The sequence below is a fragment of the Ilumatobacter sp. genome, from assembly GCF_046290335.1.
Lineage (GTDB): Bacteria > Actinomycetota > Acidimicrobiia > Acidimicrobiales > Ilumatobacteraceae > Ilumatobacter_A.
The window spans coordinates 558,071-573,585 of sequence record NZ_JBKAGH010000002.1 but is presented as its reverse complement, the minus strand read 5'-3'; the positions used below and the strand labels follow the sequence as shown (position 1 = coordinate 573,585).

The 15,515-nt window shown below is 64.9% G+C and carries 16 protein-coding genes; 8 read left to right on the top strand and 8 right to left on the bottom strand.

Translation table 11 applies throughout. The features are described 5' to 3' along the window. From ACE37B_RS11100 to ACE37B_RS11085, 4 genes are read left to right on the top strand one after another with little or no spacing between them, the layout of a single operon-like run. Complete coding sequence (locus tag ACE37B_RS11100; RefSeq protein ID WP_409923389.1) at positions 1-735, top strand: hypothetical protein; 735 nt, start codon at positions 1-3, stop codon at positions 733-735. Further along, the gene (locus tag ACE37B_RS11095; protein WP_409923388.1) at positions 735-2,021 is read left to right on the top strand and encodes a type IV secretion system protein; all 1,287 of its coding nucleotides are present in this window, start codon (positions 735-737) and stop codon (positions 2,019-2,021) included. Before ACE37B_RS11100 ends, ACE37B_RS11095 begins: the two co-directional genes overlap by 1 nt. Next, the gene (locus ACE37B_RS11090) at positions 2,018-3,523 is read left to right on the top strand and encodes an SCO6880 family protein (RefSeq protein ID WP_409923387.1); all 1,506 of its coding nucleotides are present in this window, start codon (positions 2,018-2,020) and stop codon (positions 3,521-3,523) included. Before ACE37B_RS11095 ends, ACE37B_RS11090 begins: the two co-directional genes overlap by 4 nt. Continuing rightward, complete coding sequence (locus tag ACE37B_RS11085) at positions 3,523-4,917, top strand: hypothetical protein (RefSeq protein ID WP_409923386.1); 1,395 nt, start codon at positions 3,523-3,525, stop codon at positions 4,915-4,917. The genes ACE37B_RS11090 and ACE37B_RS11085 overlap by 1 nt, the downstream gene beginning before the upstream one ends. 104 nt (positions 4,918-5,021) lie before the next feature. Here the strand turns inward: ACE37B_RS11085 and ACE37B_RS11080 are convergent, their stop codons facing one another. Genes ACE37B_RS11080 through ACE37B_RS11055 form a run of 6 tightly spaced genes read right to left on the bottom strand, consistent with a single transcriptional unit; the run spans position 5,022 to position 9,827 of the window. Then, entirely contained in the window at positions 5,022-5,510 is a 489-nt protein-coding gene (locus ACE37B_RS11080; RefSeq protein WP_409923385.1) for a signal peptidase II, read from the bottom strand. Then, on the bottom strand, positions 5,507-6,295 hold the full coding sequence (locus ACE37B_RS11075; RefSeq protein WP_409923384.1) for a cation transporter: 789 nt from the start codon (positions 6,293-6,295) through the stop codon (positions 5,507-5,509). Before ACE37B_RS11075 ends, ACE37B_RS11080 begins: the two co-directional genes overlap by 4 nt. A 7-nt stretch (positions 6,296-6,302) precedes the next feature. Further along, positions 6,303-6,650: an ArsR/SmtB family transcription factor gene (locus tag ACE37B_RS11070; RefSeq protein ID WP_409923383.1), complete on the bottom strand. Its 348-nt coding sequence runs from the start codon at positions 6,648-6,650 to the stop codon at positions 6,303-6,305. Between the two features lie 57 nt (positions 6,651-6,707). Next, positions 6,708-8,417, bottom strand: a complete 1,710-nt coding sequence (locus tag ACE37B_RS11065; RefSeq protein WP_409923382.1) for a hypothetical protein — start codon at positions 8,415-8,417, stop codon at positions 6,708-6,710. Beyond that, positions 8,414-8,722 carry a helix-turn-helix domain-containing protein gene (locus tag ACE37B_RS11060; protein ID WP_409923381.1) on the bottom strand — a complete coding sequence of 103 codons (309 nt, stop codon included), beginning with the start codon at positions 8,720-8,722 and terminating at the stop codon, positions 8,414-8,416. Before ACE37B_RS11060 ends, ACE37B_RS11065 begins: the two co-directional genes overlap by 4 nt. 4 nt (positions 8,723-8,726) lie before the next feature. Then, positions 8,727-9,827, bottom strand: a complete 1,101-nt coding sequence (locus tag ACE37B_RS11055; protein WP_409923380.1) for a tyrosine-type recombinase/integrase — start codon at positions 9,825-9,827, stop codon at positions 8,727-8,729. A gap of 205 nt (positions 9,828-10,032) precedes the next feature. Between ACE37B_RS11055 and ACE37B_RS11050 the strand changes: the two genes are divergently transcribed. From ACE37B_RS11050 to ACE37B_RS11035, 4 genes are all read left to right on the top strand, one after another. Further along, entirely contained in the window at positions 10,033-11,109 is a 1,077-nt protein-coding gene (locus tag ACE37B_RS11050; RefSeq protein WP_409923379.1) for a toprim domain-containing protein, read from the top strand. Positions 11,110-11,414: 305 nt separating this feature from the next. Then, positions 11,415-11,789 (top strand): hypothetical protein, encoded by a 375-nt coding sequence (locus ACE37B_RS11045; protein ID WP_409923378.1) that lies wholly within the window; start codon positions 11,415-11,417, stop codon positions 11,787-11,789. A 257-nt stretch (positions 11,790-12,046) separates the two neighbouring features. Further along, the gene (locus tag ACE37B_RS11040; protein ID WP_409923377.1) at positions 12,047-12,538 is read left to right on the top strand and encodes a DUF6978 family protein; all 492 of its coding nucleotides are present in this window, start codon (positions 12,047-12,049) and stop codon (positions 12,536-12,538) included. Continuing rightward, positions 12,481-13,362, top strand: a complete 882-nt coding sequence (locus tag ACE37B_RS11035; protein WP_409923376.1) for a DUF1828 domain-containing protein — start codon at positions 12,481-12,483, stop codon at positions 13,360-13,362. The genes ACE37B_RS11040 and ACE37B_RS11035 overlap by 58 nt, the downstream gene beginning before the upstream one ends. A 206-nt stretch (positions 13,363-13,568) precedes the next feature. On the opposite strand, the gene ACE37B_RS11030 is transcribed toward ACE37B_RS11035, so the two are convergent. Both ACE37B_RS11030 and ACE37B_RS11025 read right to left on the bottom strand, forming a co-directional pair. Next, complete coding sequence (locus ACE37B_RS11030) at positions 13,569-14,546, bottom strand: hypothetical protein (protein WP_409923375.1); 978 nt, start codon at positions 14,544-14,546, stop codon at positions 13,569-13,571. Further along, a complete protein-coding gene (locus tag ACE37B_RS11025; protein ID WP_409923374.1) occupies positions 14,543-15,301 on the bottom strand; it encodes a hypothetical protein in 759 nt (252 codons plus the stop codon). The genes ACE37B_RS11030 and ACE37B_RS11025 overlap by 4 nt, the downstream gene beginning before the upstream one ends. Positions 15,302-15,515: the final 214 nt, after the last annotated feature.

The following is a 15,515-nucleotide window of genomic DNA, read 5'->3' as shown; positions in this document are numbered from 1 at the left end:
GTGTCCGGGTCGAAGGTCGTCGGCATCGCTCTTGTGGCGGTGATGCTCGGCGTGTGGGCGGTCCGCTCCTTCGTCATCGGCGGCGAGGACGCAGCGACCGAGGCGACGGTGACAACGACGGGCGCAACCTCGGACCAGAGCGACCAGGCATCGTCCGCTGGCGACTCGCCCGCACCGCAGCCGGTCGTCGCCGCAGGCGATCTCGCCGGCATCCCGGTCGGCTACCCGTCGACCGATGACGGTGCCGCTACTGCGGCAGTCAACTGGGTGGCGTCGTTCCCGACGATCGTGCGGATGGGGCCAATCCGGCTCGACGACACACTGAACACGCTGCTCTCCGAGAGTCGAGCGGCGAGCGGGTCGGACGAGGTGATCGCCGACTACTTCACGTTGATCGACGAACTCGGCCCTGACTTCGCTTCTCGCATCTGGATCGAGTCGCCCCTCCAGTTCGACGTGACCGAGACGGCCGGGGCGACCGCGAGCGTTGCGGTGTGGTCGATGCTCGTCACGGGCGATGCCGAGGACGGTGACGTCGAGGCGATCTGGCGGACGCATCGGATCTCGCTCGTGTGGGAACGCAACGACTGGCGCATCGACGACATCACGATCAACGAGGGCCCGACGCCGGCGCCAAACGCACTCTCACTGCCGTCACCATCGTCCGAGTTCGTCACCGTCGATGAATGGCAACCGGCCGTGTTCGCCGGAACAATCTCTCGGATCGACGACTGATGCTCGCCATCCCGATCATCGGCGACATCATCGGGTTCGTCGCCACTCCGTTTCAGGCCGCGGCGGGCTGGGCGTGGGACACGGTAGTCGGCGGCATCACCGACTGGATCCTCAAGGGCGTCCTCGCACTGCTCATGTCGATGTGGAACTTCATGGACACGGCGTCGTCGCCCCGCCTCACCTCGGAGTGGTTCTACACGGCCGATTCGTCGCCATTCCGAATTGCGTTCGGGATCGGAGTCACGATGGTCGCCCTCCTCGTCTTGTTCGCGTTGATCCGTGGCGTGGCTGCCGGGTCGCCGGGCGCCGTGATTCGCACCGTCGGGCACGACCTCCCGGTGGCGATCTTCGCGATGGTGTCGCTTGTCGTCGTGGCAGCCGCTGCAGTCGACCTGTCCGACGGGCTGTCGGACTTTATCTGGTCGCAGACTCGCGACGACGCAATCGACGCGTTCGACAATCTCGGCGTCACCTTGATGGCGGGGCTACCGAACATGCACTTCATGGGCATTGTGATCGCCCTCGTCCTGCTCGCGGCGATGCTGTTCATGTGGGTCACGCTGTTCGTGCGTGAAGCACTGATCTACATCGTGGTGATCTACGCCGTGTCGTTCGGACTGCCATCGATGATCTTCCCGCCGCTGCGCGACACCGCCAAGAAGGTGCTCGAACTGCTCGTGGCGCTGATCATCGCCAAGCCGGTGATGGTGCTGGCGCTCTCGGTCGGCGTCTCAGCGCTCGGTGGAATCGGAGCGACCGGAGAGCCGGGCGATCCGGTCGGCGACAACCTCGCTCGAGAACTCGGCACGTTGGTGTCGGGAGTGATCATGTTCGGCCTCGCCGCTTTCATGCCGTTCCTGGTGTGGAAGCTGATGCCGATCGTCGCTGCCGCTGTCGTGGCGCAGGGCATCGCATCCGCCCCGATGCGCGGTGGGACCCAGGCGATGCAATTGCAGTACTACGGCCAGACCTCGATGCGTCGCCTAGCGGGAGGATCTGGAGGTGGTGGCGCACCGGTGGGACGGATGGCTACCGGATCGACTGGGTCTGCATCGGCCGGCGGCGCTGGTTTCACGTCGGGAGTCGCGGCGTCGGGTGGCGGTTCGTCGACGGCGGCTGCAGGAGCGGCCGCGGGCCCGGCCGCGCCGCTGGTGGTCGCAGCGAGTGCTGCCAGGGCCGCGACATCGGCAACGAAGTCGGCGGTGACATCGGCCGCAGAGTCCGCTACATCGAACTCTTCACCGCCGTCTGCTGGCGGACGATCGCTCGGAGGTGATCGGTCGTGAGTGAATCAACTCGTCTGCGGGCGTACCGGTTCGGCGAGCGGCGGCGGTCGGGAATGTTCGGGACGGTCCCGCCGTCGCTCGCTGCCGTCGGGGCGGTGGCTCTGATCGCCGGGTGGATGGCGATCGCAGGGTACGTCCCGATCCCGATCTGCGTCGCTGTGGTCGCCGGCTGCGCCTGGCTGTGGTTCGGCAAGATCCGAGAGCGGCCCGCTCACGAGATTCTGCCTGCGCTCGTCATGTGGTGGTGGCGTCGGCTGCGCTCACGCAACCGTTGGTATCGACCAGTTGCACTCGTCGCCGACGGGGAAGCGACCGCAGCACTTCCGCCGGTCCTGGCCGGTCTCGACCTGTACGAGATCGACGTCGACTGGCCGACCATTGGCCAAACCGGCCCGGTGGGCATCGTCCGTGACCGCCAAGCCGGAACCGTCACCGCTGTGGTGCGGGTGTGCGGCGATGGTCAGTTCGGGCTCGTCGATCCGGTCGGACAGGACATGCGGATCGACGAATGGGGCGGCGCCATCGCAGGGTTCGCGCGTGAGCACTCGCCGGTCACTCGGGTGACGTTCCACGACTGGACGTCGCCGATGCCGATCCGTGACTCGGTCGCTCGCCTCGAGAGCGCGTGGGCCGACGAGGCCGAGCACCCCGCTCGCAACAGCTACCTCCAGCTGCTGCGGGACACGTCGGCGACGGTCATCGACCACGAGGTGCTCGTCGAGGTCACCGTCGACCTCAATCGCGTGTCGAAGACTCGTGGTGAAACGTCGTTGTCGATCGGGCTGCGCACGGTGTCCGAGCAAACGCGCCTGTTCGCCGGCCGGCTCAACACATCAGGACTGCGGGTCGAGTCGGTGCTGTCGGCATCGGACCTCGTGACCGCGATGCGGGTCCGGTCAGACCCATCGGCGGTCGAGCACCTGGCCACGCTGACCCACTCACTCGCTGCCGCAACCGGCACAGCGGCGCCGACGTTCGGGCCGATGTATGTCGATGACCGCCTCGGCTCGGTCGTGGTCGACGGGGCGTGGCATCGGTCGTGGTGGTTTGCTCGTTGGCCGCGTCGGGAGGTTGCCGGGTCGTGGCTCGACTCGCTCGTGTTCGACTCGGACTGTACCCGCACCTTCACGACCGTGTTCGAACCCCTCGCCCCGTCACGATCCGACAACGACGTCGACCGGGAGCGAACTCAGCGCGAGGCCAACATCGAGACCCGCCGCCGGAAGGGGTTCATCGTGCGACGGGCCGACGAGAAGGCCGTCGCCGAGGTCGAGTCCCGTGAGATCGAACTCGCCACCGGATACGTCGAGTGCCTCTACACCGGACTCCTCACCCTCACTGCGTCCACATCAGACCGGCTCGACCAGCAGGCAGCCGATCTCGAACAGGTCGCCGCGAACGCCGGCATCGAACTCCAACCGTTGTGGGGTCGACAAGGCGACGGCTGGGTCGCATCGCTCCCACTCGGCCGCACACTCGCCCGACGAATCGGAGACCGCTGATGCGATTCCGGCGAACGTCCATCGACGCGAATAGCGTTGATGAGATCGCGCCAGCGGTTGCCGGCGTCGACCCCGTTGCCGGATGCGGGAGTGGGCTTCGGCTTCCCCGACATCGTGGGACGACGGCGCACGTCGCGTCGATCTACCCGTTCCACGGTGGACGAGCGCTCCATGACGTGGCGGCACCGTTCGTTGGTGTCAACGTCACCGACGGACAGTCGGCTTGGTGCTACGACCCGTTCGAGTTGTACGGGCGCGACTTCGGCGGCGGGACCGTCCTCACGAACTCGAACATGCTCGTCCTCGGCGAACCAGGCAACGGCAAGTCCTCGGCGGTCAAGACGATGCTGTATCGCCAAGCGGCGTTCTACGGGCATCGGCGATTCATCTCGATCTCTGATCCGAAGGGCGAGTACGGCCCGCTCGCCTGCGCGCTCGACATGCCGGTCATCAAGCTCCACCCCGGCGGCACCGACCGACTCAATCTCCTCGAAGCCGGCCCCGGCGATCCCATCCGCTCCATCCAGAACCGCCAAGAACTGATGACCGGGATGCTCGCCACGGTCTTGCGACGCGACCTCGACCCGGTCGAAGAGTCACTGCTCAATACGGCGATCGAAGTGCTCGACGTCAGCCACCGGGAACGACTCGACGATCCAACGCTCGTGGACCTCGCCACGCTGCTCGGAGAACTTCCTGACTCGGTCCGAGGCATCGAGGAACTTGCTCTCCTCGACGACAAGGAGATCGCAAGCGCAGTCACGAACGTTCGCCTGGCTCTCTCGAAACTGCTTCGCACCACGCTGCGCGGCATGTTCGACGGCGCGTCGACGGTGTCGGTCGAGGCGATGTCCGGCCAGGGCGTCGTGATCGATCTGTCGTCGGTGTTCTCGAACCCCGAGGCTCTTCCCCTGGTCCAGATGGCCGCAGCGTCGACGCTCGCCGGTCAGATGGCGAACCTCCCGGCGAAAGGCCGTCGGGGCATCCTCGTCGACGACGAAGTCTGGGCGACGATGGCGTCCGAACGCGCCGCCAAGACGCTGCAGTCGAGGCTCAAGCTGTGCCGGCTCTGGGGGATCTGGAACATCCTCATCACCCACCGCCTCTCCGATCTCAATGCCCAAGCCGACTCCGGCACTTCAGCATCGAAGGTCGCCGAGGGACTCCTCGCCGACGTCCAGACCCGAGTCGTCTTCCGTCAAGCCACCGACCAGCTCACGGCGACCGGCGAGTTGTTGAGGATGAACGACCGGCTCGTCGAGCTTCTCCCTCGGTTGACCCGTGGTCGCTCCGTGTGGACGGTCGCTGGGCGAGCCGCAGTCGTTCAACACGTCATCGCAGCCAACGGACCTGAGCGTGCGATCTGTGATACAGACCAGGGGATGAAGCCATGACCGGGGTCGTAGGGGCCGAACTCCGGGGTGCTTGTCGGTCTGGTCTGGCTGACTGGTCCGGGGTTGGTGAACTGGGGGTCACCGTAGCGGATGAGTGTGCCGTGTCAGGTCTGGGGTTGCTGTGTGGCGCTGGTTGCTTCGATGGTCGGCGAGATCGAATGGTCGGCGGTCGTGGCGGTGATTGCCCACCAAGCGATGCCGGTGGTGATGTAGATGTCGGCGATGTTGAAGGTGGGCCACCAGCCGGTGTGCAGCATGTCGACCACGGAGCCGGCTTCGAGCCGATCGATGGTGTTCGCGAGCGCTCCGGCGATGATGAGCGTGGCGGGCCCGGTGGGTGTCCGGTTGTTCCATGCGGCTCGGAGGATTGCGAGCGCGATCGTGAGGGTTGCGGCGGTGATCAGCAGGGGTGGGATGTTGGTGAACAGCCCGAATGCGGTGCCGCTGTTGTAGCTGAGTTGCAGGTCGATGGGTCCGGGAAGCGTGGTGGGTGCGTCGTCGAGTGTGGCGGTGGCCCAGATCTTGGTGGCGAGATCGATCGTGATGAGCGCGGCGATCCAGGCGAGCATGGTGCGACGTCGGGTCGGGTTCATCGGCTGATCTTGAGGATGCGTCGGGCGCCGTTGGCGACGACGGCGAAGATCACGGCGCCGGCGATGAGGTCGGGGATGCCGGAGTCGGTGAGTGTGACGCCGATCGCTGCAGCGATGACGAGTCCGTTGACCTTGATGTCGTTGGCAGTGAAGATCCAGCTGGCTTGTAGGTGTGCTTCGCCGGACCGGACGCGATGCAGCACGAGCAGTGTGATGATGTTGCCGGCGAGCGCGAGCACGGACATCACGATCATCGAGGTCGGGTCCGGGAGTTCGTTGTCGGCGAAGAATCGTCGTAGGACCTCGGCGAGACCGAGCGCGGCGAGGCCGATCTGGAGGTATCCGCTCGTGCGTGCGAGTTGTTTCTTGCGTGCGGCAGCGGTCCCGACGGCGGCGAGGCTGAGCGCGTACACGCTGGCGTCGGCGCCCATGTCGAGTGCGTCGGCGATGAGTCCCATGGAGCGGCTGATCAAGCCGACGGTGAGTTCGCCGACGAAGAAGCCGGCGTTGATCACGAACGCAACGATCAGCGCGTTGCGTTCGCGTCGGGTGTCGGGGGCGGGCCCGATCTCGCTGGTGTCGTCGACGAACTCGGCGCCAAGGTTGAGGGTTTGGAGTGCGGTGTCGATGGTGTCGGTGTCGGTCGTGTGGTCGATCAGCACGTCACGTTGGTCGAGGTCGACTTCGATGCGGTTGATCTGGTCGATGTCGGACAGTGCCATGCGCACGAGTTGTTCTTCGGCGGCGCAGTCCATGCCGGCGACGTGGAAACGGCTGACGGTCATCGGCTGCTCACGCGTTGGGGTTGGTGGTGTAGTTCGGACAGAGATCGATGTGTTCGCCGGTGACTGCGAGGAGTCGTTCGGCCGAGCGGACCACGTCGATGACTTCGTCGTGGGCAATGCGGTAGTGGACCTCGCGGCCGACGCGCCGATCGGTTACGAGTCCGCATTCTCTGAGGCACTTGAGGTGACCGGAGATGTTGCCCTGGGAGCCGTTCAGCGCAGTCACGATGTCGCTCACGCGTTGTTCACCGTCGGCGAGTGTGGTGATGATCGCGAGGCGTGTCGGGTCGCCGAACCCGCAGAACAGTTTCGCTGCGGTCGCGATGGGTGCAGCGTGTTGAATCGTGGCGCTCATGCCGGCGGATTGTATCGGCCTGCGCCGATGTATTGGTCCGGGCCGATGCGTCGTGGGTCAGTCGTGCCCGGCTTGGTCGCTGAGAGCGGCGTGGTGTGCGTGGTTGGCGTAGATGTTGGCTTGGGCGACGGAGAGGCCGAACAGGTCGCTGATCTGTCGGAGGTCGCCGCCGGTCGCGAACGCTTCGTCGAGGATGCGGTCTTGGCGGATCTGTTGGGCGGGTGTGCCGAGCAACCGGGTGTGCCAGGAGCTGTCGACCGGGCGTGTGTGGTGGGCGCTGCGGATGTTGATGAACAGGTGCTCGTTGGCGGTGTTCGGCCAGGTGTAGTGCCGGTGGAAGAGGTAGGTGTCGAGGCGTTCGAGGACGGCGTCGGCCAGCACGATGGTCTGGTCGCCGAGGTGGAGGCGCCGGTCGTAGATGTCGGTGAGTCCGATGTGGCGCAGGTCCTTGACGCGGATGGCGTGGTAGCAGAGCAGCGCTGCGGTGAGTGCCCGGGCGGTGTTCGGCGAGTCGAGCAGGTTGCGGATGGTGGCGAGACCAACGGGGGCGGGGATCGGGTGGTTGGTGTGGGGTTGGCGGATGTGGGTGGTGGGGTTGGTGAACACGACCTTGCGGCCCTTGAGGGTCCGGAAGATCGAGCGGAGTCCTTGGAGCATGTGGGTGCGCTGCCATCCGCTCGCCGGCAGCGCTGTGTAGATGTCGTCGCGGGTGACCTCGCGCAGCGAGGTGTGCCTGGTGGCCCAGGTTTCGACGGCGGGCATCGCCGATCGGAGCTGTTGACCAATGGTGAGATCGCTGCGCGGCTTGCTGCGAGGCGGGGTGGTGCTGCCGTGGCGCATGACGTCGAACCACACGCCGAGTTCGGCGGCGATGGTTTCGGGCAGGCCGTTGGTCTTGGTGGCGAACCAGCCAACGATCGATGGTGGTCGGTCGTCGTCGAGCATGCCAGCGGCGTCGAGGGCGTCGCTCAGCGCGACGGTCGACACCTTGAGTTTGGCGATCGCGTCGATGTCGCTGCAGCGAATTGGTGCGCCGATCGTTTCTTGCTGGCCGAGCAGGATGTGCACGCCGTGTTGAACGGTGACGATCTTGCGGCGGTCCCAGCCGTGAGCTCGGCCGAACTCGTCGACGTGTTGATCCAACAGCAACGCCAGGTTCGCGTCGCGGGGATCGAGGTGACCGATCCGGCGGGCGACGCTGAGGTCACGTTCGAAACGGAACAGCGGCAATTGCAGGTGAGTGACCGGGAACCGGGCGAGAGTCCCGACCGCAACCGGTGGTGGCGGCGACTTCGGGCGTCGCGCCGAGGCAGCTTTGCCCATATCGGCGAACCACAGCTGTTGTCCGTTCCGGTTCGCGGCGATCAGATCGGGGAGCGGCAACGGCGGCTTCGTCGCCAGGACCCGGGTGCGTTGCTTGGTGCAGAGCCGGCAGGCGCCGTAGATGTTGATGGGGACTTCGCGGCTGCAGCACGAGCAGACTCCGAGCTTGCGCTTTTCTCGCCAGCCGTTGCACGCGGTGCATCGCCAGGCTCGATGCTTGGACGCACCCCACGCGAAGCAGTCCGGACAGGTGTCGATCGTGACATGGCCCATCCGGTGGCAGCGACCGCACAGCCCGTTGGTGAAGTAGTCCGTCGTCGATCCGCACTCGAGACAAGGTGGCGGAACGGCGGATCCGCCGGGCCAACACCCGAAGCAGAACTTCACCGTGGTGAACGCGACGGGCCACTCGCCGCATGTGGCGCAGAAGCTCTGCCAGCTCACCCCGGCGGCAGCGTTCGGTTCTTCCCCAACCTCGGCGTGACCGTCGCACCAGCGGCGCGCTTCTTGCGCGGTTTGCGGGCCTCGACCTTGTCCGGCTCGCGGATCAACAACTGGTCCGGGTCGCAATCGAGGACCGAGCAGATCACGTCGAGGTCCTCGAGCCGGATCGTGGTTGGCGTTCCCGCCCACAACGACGACATCTTCCCGGCCGAGATCTCCAAGCCGGCGTCCGCGAGCCGGCGTCGCATCTCGGTCGATTTCCAGATGCCCTGTTCGGCAGCGGTCAGTCTCAGATTCCAACGCATCAGTTCACTCCTGTTCGTTGTCCCGGTTCGGGTCGAGGCGGTCGGCAATCCGCTGGTTCGCTTCGGTCCAGGCGCGTTCGATGTGATCGCCGTGCACATGGATGTAGCGGGTCGTGGTCGACAACCACTCGTGGCCGAGCAGTTCCTGGATTGCTTTGAGGTCGACGCCGCGCTGGTAGAGCGACGACGCGCAGAAGTGGCGCAGCGTGTGCGGCGTCAACCGACCGTCGGACCACGCCGGCAACCAACGACCAACCGCTGCGGCGAGTCCGTCACGCAGCGCCTGGTCACCGATCCGGCTGCACGCACCGGTCAGCTTGTCTCGCCGTTCACTCGGGAACAGCGGAGCGTTCGGGTCCTCATAGGCGTCGTCGAACTGGTGGCGAATGTCGCCCAACCACCAATCCATCAGATCCGCCGCGCCGTTGATCGCCGGCACCAGTCGACTCTTGGGTCCGCGGCCTCGGCTGCCTTTGCCGAACCGGACATGGATCTTGCCGAACTCGCCCAAATCACGTCGCCAGTCACGGATGTCGAGCATGTAGGTCTCCTGGATCCGCAGACCGCACCGGCGCCACAACGACGCCGCCATGTAATCCCGTGTCGCCGGCAAGAACTTGCGCGCCTCGGGCAACCACTCACGCCACGCTGCGAACAACACATCGATCTCCTCAATCGACGGCGGTACCCGCACGTTGCTGTAGTCGGCTTTGGTCGGCCGGTTGAACTCGTCGATGATCTGGATCACCACGTGGCCGGTCAAACGTTCGATGTCACCGGAGTAGCGGGCAACGAGGAACGAGTAGAACCGCGCCAGCGACCACGCCTTGTGCTGCACCGTCAACCGGGCCCGATGCAACTCCTTGCGTTGATGGACCAAGAACCGATCAGCGTCGGCCGGCTGCGCCGTCCACACCGGTCGCCCCAGGAACCGGATGAACTCGAAGATCGCACCTCGGTCCTCCACCACCGTCGAGTCACCCGAACCTGCACCCACCGTCGCAAGCAGATACTGATCGACCAGTTCCTGCTCGAAATCCTCAACCTCACCAGGCGCGACAAGCGCCTTCGGGGCGTCCAAGGAGCGGACCACAGCCAACGCCATAGCGTCTCCTCCTGTTCAGCCGGTCGAGCGAATCACCTCGATACCCGGCAAGCCTTCAGGAATCCCGACCAGTTGTCAAGGTTCAGGCCAAGTCGGTCAACCGGCACGGCGACTGACCCGCATGCCCACGTTGGAACTCCGGACCGTTCGCGATTCCGGGAAGTTCCTACAACCGACGAAGCGATGGCTGCATAGGCGGTGGGTGATGTCGACGGGCGACTATCGCATCGACCGGGATGACCTTCTTGCCCGCGTCGACCTCGCCCAACTCCTCGACGCACTCACCACAGGTCACGGCCACGGACCCCGCCGAACCTGGAACTGCCCCGACCCCGACCATCCCGACGTTCACCCCTCCGTTGCCGTTCACACGACGGCTAGCGGAGTCGAACGTTGGAAGTGTTGGTCTGGCGGTCACGGTGGCACAGCGATCGACGCTGTGGTCGCGGCCCGCCGTCTCCCGGTGGCCGACGCCATCCGCTGGCTCAACGACAATTACGCACGGCTCGAACCCGTCGACCGCAATCCGCCTGCGCCCAGCCGACCCGTCGGCGAGCCGGCACCCGAGGTGATCGAGTACGTCGAGCGGTGCGCCAAGCTGCTCTGGACCGGCTCAGGTCGACAGGTGCGTGAGTGGCTCAACGCTCGTGGGTACAGCGACGAGATCCTCGCCCTCAACAAGGTCGGCGCCGACCCCGGCCGGCGGTACCTTCCCCGGCCGAAGGGTTTCCCCGGTGGCTGGCCTGCTGCGGTGTACCCAGCCCTCGACCGCACTGGAGCGATCACGTACTTCCAAGCTCGATTCCTCGAGCCGCCCGATGGCCGAGGCAAGTATGACAACCCCAGCCGGCAATGGGCCGCCAACCCGCGCCTTGGATGGGTGCGACCGATCGGCAGCGGGACCGGCGGTCCACTCGTCGTCTGCGAAGGCATCGCCGACGCACTCGCCGTGGCCGAACACGGACACGCATCGGTCGGAGTGCTCGGAACCGAACTCGTCCATCGGCGGGTTGTGGCGGACTTGGTTGAAGGTGCCCACGATGGAGTCGTCGTGTGCTTCGATGCCGACGAGGCCGGCCAACGCGGCGCTCACCGATTGCTCAACGAACTCCGCTATTGCGGCGAGCAACAGGCGCGCAACCTCGTTCCACCCGACGGGCACGATGCCACGGAATGGCTGGAGAACGACGGCACGGTACTGAGACGACAGGCGAGTGCCGACCTCGGGATGCGGGTTCAGGCAGGCTCTCCCCGATGCGGGCTCGGGTTCGGCATCGCCTGAGCGGCGCGCTCCATGCGGCTTCGGTTCCGCTGCTTGCGCCAATGCAGGAGATGCGTCGGCGGACGACGAGTCGTGCCCTTGATCCGGCATTGGGTGACACTTGAGGCTCGCGTCGTCGGTCGAGCCTGCCCGCCATCCTGTTTCAATCTCGCGCAGTCTCGAGCGCCAGGACGGCTTCCCGACATGCGTGTGATCGGCGCGCCGCACCAGGGTTGGAGACGCTGTTTCCGTATGTCTGGTCGTCGGTTCGGGTGGTTCGTCGGGCCGAGTTCGTGAACGTCGACTGAGACGGTCAGACTGCACCAATGACGTCCGATGAGATCCGTGAAGCGATGCTCGGCTTCGAAAAGACAAGCGCGCACAACGTGGAGATCGCTGTTCGCGCGCTCGAGTCGGGCGGCGCTGTCGCTCAGATCGTCGGCGCCAAGCCGATCAGATCGGGTGCGTATCTCGGGTTCATGGGTGCTGCTGGTGTTCGGGTGGCGTGGCTTCATGTCGGCCATATCGATGTGGTCGACGAACTCGCCCCGGACAGTGCGTTCCCCTCAGGCGTGTACCCCGGGATTTCTCGAATCGCATTTCCTGGGTACTCCGAGGCGGCATCGTCGTCGCAGGCGAAGGCAGTTGCGTTGCCGTGCCAGGAGTGCTTCAACGCCTTGCCCTACTGCGAGTGCGAGTAAAAGGCGATCGTGGCGCAGCCGCCTGAACGTTGGGCAACGCCGCATGATCTGAGTGGATCGAACCGCTCTCGGGTGGTTGTTGGCGGCGGTCCTTCAGCCGGCGGTCGGTGACATTGTTGGAGGCCACCCTGGCCCGGCGTTATAGGGACGCTTGGACCGGTCGCAGGATGTCGGCAGAACCGGGTCAACTGCATATGAGACGTCAGCGTTTGCCACGATGCCATGCTTCACCGGGCCGAACTGCTCTACTGTCAACCATGTCAGGCGCGCTGTCGGCACTCGAAGCTGATTACATCATCGAGAACGTCTCAATGAAGATCGACACGCCGGTGAGGTGGCAACGGCACGGCTTACAACTGACATCGACCGTCGCGGTCGTTGGGCCAGGGATCGAAGCAGACCTGGTGATGGACATCCATGTCCCTCCGACGATGCCGGGGAAGTACAGCTTCAACCTCCGCCAAGTCGGTCACGCAGTGATTCGCCGGCTTGATGTAAGAGGCAGTCACACGAACCCACGCGAGATGGGTGTCCCAGAACGTTGGGCGATGCGAACGCACAAGCACCGATACCGGGACGGTTTCGGCGATGCCTTCGCTTACACGCCCGACGACATTCCAGACACGAGTTCACCAGTCGATAGTCCGGAGCCAGGTGAGCATGAGGCGGTTTTTCGAGCATTCTGCAACGAATGCGGCATCGACCCCCAGAGTTGCTGGGTGGACCCACCCCTCGAGGTTGCACAATGACTTCTATGGACTGCGACCATCTTCGACACCAGATGGTCTCAGCCATTTCTGACGGTTGGTCGTGCACGACGGTGCGAGCCACGGAACTTCTTGTCGTATCGCCACTTAGCTTCCCTGACGGCGACCATCCCGAGATATTGGTTGCGCCGATGGAGGGCGGTCTGGCGAACCTCTCTGACTTCGGTCAAGTGCAGGCGCGATTGAGAACGTCCGGGTTCTCATTCAACCCCGAAGCACCCCGTTCCGCGATTGAGAGAACAGCACGAGGGTACGGCGTCCAGTGGTCCCCGGACTACGACCTGTCCATGGAGGTACCGGCCGACGACGTTGGCCGAGCCTTGTTCGATTTCGCGTCAGCAATGATTGCGATAGATGCGTTGGTAGCGCTCCGCACTCCTCCGCGACCACCAATGTTCTCCGACACCTTCGCAACGTTTGTGGAATCACAGTTCGACAATGTCGAGAAGAAGTTCGAGGTGTCGGGTCGCACTGGTGGCCGATACGTCGTGGACGTCGCGATCCAGGAAGGTGGGAGGTGGACCCTTCTGCAAGCAATTTCAGCGAGGGGGGCCGGCGATGCGGCGTCAATCAATCGGACCTTTCGGACCTGGTACGAAGTCAAGGACGAGTACCCGCGCCGGATCACCGTGCTAGAGAGCCCCGCGGACGCCTACCGGTCATCCGACGTTGCTCTGCTTACAGACCTGTCAAAGGTCGGGGTCTGGGACTTCCGAAGTCAAGTAGCGGACTTTGTCCGAGAAGGCGACTTTGATTCAGAATCGCAACCCCTGCTCTACGATCGCAGGCCACGCCTTCCCGAGTAGCACTGATGACCTCGCGGACCGTCGGGTAACACCGTCCGATGACAATCACCGTTCGTTTGCGATGCGCGTCCCCGAAGTGCTTCTGCGGGGCACGCGTTTCGGGGATCGGAGTAGGTCCGTTCTGCTGCCATCGCCGAACGGTTGCGTTCCCCTCCGCTTCGCAGGTGAATCGTGGGCATACGGTGCAACTCCGCAGAGAGGGACGACTACGGCAACGCGAGGTCGTGGCTCGGAGAACCGCCGTCAAGTCGAACTTGAAGTTTGTCGAGCCCGTCGGGTCGTCGGTGGAGTTCGGCCCAGTCCTCGATGGCACGATCTGCGTTGTCTTGCGTGTCGAAGTGAGCGATGTCGATGACCTGCTGGTCGCGTTGGTCGATGGCGTAGAGGTCGCCGGATCCGATGTTCCAGCTGACTCGCCAACGCTGGTCGGAGGCGCCTGCCTTCTGCCACTGCATGCCGTAGTCGACGTCAGGGCTGAATCGCCCGGGCTTCGCTTCTCGCCATCGATCGAGTGCGGTCGCTGATTCGTCGCCGGGCGTGTGCAGCACGTCGAGTTGCCGGCCGTGGAGGTCCGAACGGGCGACAAGGAGTCCGGCGTCGACCATGCGAGCGATTTCCGGATCGACGTCGACGGTTGCGACGATCGGTGCATTGAGCGAGCGTTCGATGTCGCTCGGGCCGAGTGCTCGCTGGTGGTCCTTGATGACGATGACACCGTCCGGAGTGAACCCACTTCTGGCTCCGCGAATAAGCGAGAGGTAGCAGGATCGGGTGACGACGAGGGTGCGCTCGGCTCGTTCGACGAGGTCGGGGTCAGGGACTCCGGTTCCCGCGTCAATGATGATCGTTCCGCGCTGTCGATCGAGCCAGTCGTGAAGCGCCCGCCGCTGTCGCTCATCCGCTGTGGAGGGCCAGGCACTCCGAGCGCTGGGTAGGAGGCGAGCGCTTGGGGCGACCTCGATCACGAGGTCATCGAGATTGCCGATGCTCGGGTCGATGAGATAGTCGTCGAGTGTCCATGCCGGCGGTCGTATCCCGAGGACGTCGGTCATGTCGCCGTCGAGATCAACGATCAGCGAGTCACCCGGCAGCCACAGCGCGGTCAGTGCTGCGGTGACGGTCGTGCCACTTCCGCCCTTCATCGAGTAGAGCAAGATGGTTCGGTTGTCGCGGACGGACCTCATGCTGCGTGTCCGACGATGCCGGCGAGTTGGCAGGCGGTGCGGTGGATGGCGACGCGATCTTTCGCAGTCCGCGCGGCGGGGGCGACGCCGAGGCGGTGTTCGATGAGGCGTTGCCACCGGTCGGCTGCAATCGCACCGTTGTCGACTGCATCGCGTACTCGATCGAGTTCCACGCGTGCGATCGCTGCGTCCTCGACGCTGCTCGCTGAGGTGCGGTTGCTGGGATGGACGTAGTCGTGGTCGTGCTGGCTGGTGTCGACGGGAACGATCAGTTTGTCTTCACGCTTGCGATCCTCGAATCGCCGACCGGCGGGGTCGAGCTTGCGGAGATGCGTGTAGACGCGATCACCGAGGTACGAGAGGAACGGTGTCGGTTCGCCGTCTCTCCGAACCGGTCGAACGGCCGGATCGACGGACCCGATGAGGTGGCTGGCGGCGGACCAGTAGTTGTCGAGCATGTCTCGGTTCAGCGCGGTGTGATGGCGGAGCGTGATGACGCGTTTGATCATCGGCCGCATCGCCGTCAAGAGCACGGTGCCGGCGTCCGGGTCGCCTGCCTGGTGCCGGGTGAGGAGCGCTGCGACGACGGGGTTCTGGTCGATGGTGCACTGTTCGCAGAGGTCGAGGATTGCGGTCGGAGTGCGTCCGGCGAGAGTGGGGTCGTTGCCCCATCGAGCGAGGAGACGCTTCTGTGCTTGGTGTCGGGTGAGTAGCTCGAAGTGGCGTTCGAGTTGCGTGGTGACGGAGTCGTGCATGGCGGCGGGACCTTCCGTGGGGAGGGGTTGGTGGGTGTGGTCCCGTGCCACGGTCCTCTTCCCGGTTCCCGGAAACCCTCCCGATTCCGTTGTCGACCGCGATTGCCCCTTGTGCCTGTTTCGATGCCGTTGAGCAGGGGGTTTGCCTGATTCGGGAACCGATCGGTGAAAAGTCGGGAGAGAAATTTCTGCGCGGGTGTCCATTCGGGAGGGT

Coding starts and splice junctions, on each gene's coding strand:
- ACE37B_RS11095 (WP_409923388.1), top strand. CDS start 735: ATGCTCGCCATCCCGATCATCGGCGACATCATCGGGTTCGTCGCCACT.
- ACE37B_RS11085 (WP_409923386.1), top strand. CDS start 3,523: ATGCGATTCCGGCGAACGTCCATCGACGCGAATAGCGTTGATGAGATC.
- ACE37B_RS11080 (WP_409923385.1), bottom strand. CDS start 5,510: ATGAACCCGACCCGACGTCGCACCATGCTCGCCTGGATCGCCGCGCTC.
- ACE37B_RS11075 (WP_409923384.1), bottom strand. CDS start 6,295: ATGACCGTCAGCCGTTTCCACGTCGCCGGCATGGACTGCGCCGCCGAA.
- ACE37B_RS11070 (WP_409923383.1), bottom strand. CDS start 6,650: ATGAGCGCCACGATTCAACACGCTGCACCCATCGCGACCGCAGCGAAA.
- ACE37B_RS11060 (WP_409923381.1), bottom strand. CDS start 8,722: ATGCGTTGGAATCTGAGACTGACCGCTGCCGAACAGGGCATCTGGAAA.
- ACE37B_RS11055 (WP_409923380.1), bottom strand. CDS start 9,827: ATGGCGTTGGCTGTGGTCCGCTCCTTGGACGCCCCGAAGGCGCTTGTC.
- ACE37B_RS11050 (WP_409923379.1), top strand. CDS start 10,033: ATGTCGACGGGCGACTATCGCATCGACCGGGATGACCTTCTTGCCCGC.
- ACE37B_RS11045 (WP_409923378.1), top strand. CDS start 11,415: ATGACGTCCGATGAGATCCGTGAAGCGATGCTCGGCTTCGAAAAGACA.
- ACE37B_RS11040 (WP_409923377.1), top strand. CDS start 12,047: ATGTCAGGCGCGCTGTCGGCACTCGAAGCTGATTACATCATCGAGAAC.
- ACE37B_RS11035 (WP_409923376.1), top strand. CDS start 12,481: ATGCGGCATCGACCCCCAGAGTTGCTGGGTGGACCCACCCCTCGAGGT.
- ACE37B_RS11030 (WP_409923375.1), bottom strand. CDS start 14,546: ATGAGGTCCGTCCGCGACAACCGAACCATCTTGCTCTACTCGATGAAG.
- ACE37B_RS11025 (WP_409923374.1), bottom strand. CDS start 15,301: ATGCACGACTCCGTCACCACGCAACTCGAACGCCACTTCGAGCTACTC.